The 1,789-nt window shown below is 76.3% G+C and carries 1 protein-coding gene; it reads right to left on the bottom strand.

What is annotated here, in order from left to right; all coding sequences use genetic code 11:
* The coding region (gene ptsP / locus DW299_RS13155) for a phosphoenolpyruvate--protein phosphotransferase (RefSeq protein ID WP_205814399.1) at positions 1–1,756 on the bottom strand (1,756 nt) is incomplete at its 3' end.
* Positions 1,757–1,789 lie beyond the last annotated feature (33 nt).

Below are 1,789 nucleotides of genomic sequence, written 5' to 3'. Positions count from 1 at the left end.
TGGGGGCGCCGGCCGCGGCCTCGGCCATCCGACGGCAGTCCTCGACGGTCACCGCGTCCAGCGCCGCGGCCACCCGTCCGAGCGCACGCGGGGTCATCGACAGGGAGGTCACGCCGAGCCCGACCAGCACGGGAGCGAGGGCCGGATCGCCCCCGGCCTCACCGCACACCCCGACCGGCTTCCCCGCCGCGCGGCCCGCCGCGCCCACCATGCCGATCAGGCGCAGGACTGCGGGCTGCCACGGGTCGTTCAGCTCGCCGAGGTCGCTCAGCAGGCGGTCGGCCGCCAGCGTGTACTGGGCGAGGTCGTTCGTGCCGAGGCTCACGAAGTCCACGACCTCGAACAGCTCGGCCGCCAGCAGGGCGGCAGCGGGCGTCTCGATCATGATCCCGACGCGGTCCAGCCCGGCGGCGTGACACCGCTCCGCGAACTCCCGCGCCTCCTCGACGGTCGCGACCATCGGCGCCATCACCTCGACCTCGGCCGACTCCGCATCCGCCGCGCGCGCGAGGGCTCGCAGCTGATCGTCGAGCAGGGCGGGGTTCCGCCGGGCGATGCGCAGTCCGCGCACACCGAGGGCCGGGTTGTCCTCGTGATCGGCGTTCGCGAAGGGCAGCGGCTTGTCGCTGCCCGCATCGAGCGTGCGCACCACCACCTTGCGGCCGGGGAACGCGGCGAGCACTCCGCGATACGCCTCGACCTGCTCGTCGATCGTCGGCGCATCGACACGGCCGAGGAAGCAGAACTCGGTGCGGAACAGGCCGACGCCCTCCGCCCGCGCGGCCGCCGCCGATGCGGCATCGCTCGCACCGCCGACGTTGGCGAGCAGCGGGAGGCGCGTCCCGTCCGCCAGGCGCCCGCGACCGTCGAAGGTCACGACGGTGGACGCCGCGCGCGCGGACGCCACGTCGACCTCATCCGGATCGACCGTCACGGTGCCGCGTTCTCCATCCACCAGCACGGTGGTGCCCTCGGAGACCCCGAGGGCGCCGGCGAGCCCCACCACCGCGGGGAGCCCGAGCGACCGCGCGATGATCGCGGTGTGCGAGGTCGGGCCGCCCTGCTCCGTCACCAGCGCCACGCACCGCCCCCCGTCCAGGGTGGCGGTGTCGGCCGGCGACAGGTCGGTCGCCACCAGCACGAACGGCTCGTCGCGCTCCGGCACCCCCGGCAGGTCGACCCGCAGGATCTCCGCGATGATGCGATCGCGCACGTCGCGGATGTCGGCGGCGCGCTCGGCCATCCGGCCGCCGAGCGCGAGGAGGGCCTTCTCGTGCGTCGCGGACGTCTCCCAGACGGCGCGCGCGGCCGTGCGTCCCTGCGCGCGTACGAGCTCCGTCGCCTCCGACACCAGCTCCGGGTCGGACGCGAGGAGCCGGGACGCATCGAGGATCGCGCGGGCCTCGCCGGTCGCCTGAGCCGTGCGCGAACGCAGCTGGTCGGCCACGGCCACCGCGGCCCACTCGATCGCCGACACCTCGGCCTCGCGCTCGTCCGGCGCGACCACCGTCTCGGCGTCGGGCTCCGGCAGCGGCGGCGCCACGTGCACCACCGGCGCCGCGACCCTCCCCGGGCTCACCCCGCGCCCCCGCAGCACGGCCCCGGGCTCGATCGGCACCGGTCCGTCCGCATCGCCGTCCACACCCGCTGCGTCCGCAGCCGAACCCGCTCTCTCCCCGCGGGCGTCGTTCGTCTCCGCGCCGGCGCCACGGCTCCCGGTCTCCGCGGCGGCGGCAACACTCGGGCCGTCCGCCACGCCGGACGCATCCGGACCCCCGGCGGCGGCGGA

The sequence above is a fragment of the Microbacterium sp. K35 genome (genome assembly GCF_004794375.1).
GTDB lineage: Bacteria > Actinomycetota > Actinomycetes > Actinomycetales > Microbacteriaceae > Microbacterium > Microbacterium sufflavum.
This window is presented reverse-complemented; position numbering and strand designations above follow the sequence as displayed.